Here is a 596-nt window from a genome sequence, read left to right on the forward strand (position 1 = left end):
ATAGATAATAACTATCAAATTAGAAATGTTATTAAGTTTAGTGGAATTTCATTAAATGCACCATCAAGTTTTGCTTTAGAAAGTCCAATACCAACAGGAGTTACATTAGCAGAACAATCAGGATATGGAATACCATATCTTGATGAAGAAGATATTATTCAAATAGATGATGGAAGAACAAGATCAGTCCATAGTTATACTGTTCAATCAAAAGGAACATTACCAAGTCAGAGAATAGAATTTAATAATGGATCTATAGATTTACTTGTAGTAAATAGAAAAGTCCAAGTAAGATTAAATAACTGGAAGGTCAATGAGCCTATGAGATTGAATTTAAAGGCTATCAGAGGAACAAATGAGATAAGTAATCATGTAATAACTTTGACAATGCCAAAAGCACCATTTAATCAAGTCACAACAGGTAATTTAGATTTTGGAACAGTATTACAGGGAGCAAGAAATAAAAAAGCAGAAAGTAATATTAGAATAGAAATGCTAGAAGGACAAGATGTAAGTGAAGTAAAATTCAATTTAAGAGAAGAACAACCAGTAATGACAAACTCACAAGGAACAGAATTAAAAGTAAAAAAAATAGA

At 29.5% G+C, this 596-nt stretch carries 1 protein-coding gene; it reads left to right on the top strand.

Annotated elements, in window-relative coordinates:
* A partial coding sequence (locus ABNK64_RS11170) for a hypothetical protein (RefSeq protein ID WP_349764447.1) occupies nucleotides 1-596 on the top strand: 596 nt, incomplete at both ends.

Source organism: Fusobacterium sp. SYSU M8D902 (assembly GCF_040199715.1).
Taxonomy (GTDB): Bacteria; Fusobacteriota; Fusobacteriia; order Fusobacteriales; family Fusobacteriaceae; genus Fusobacterium_A.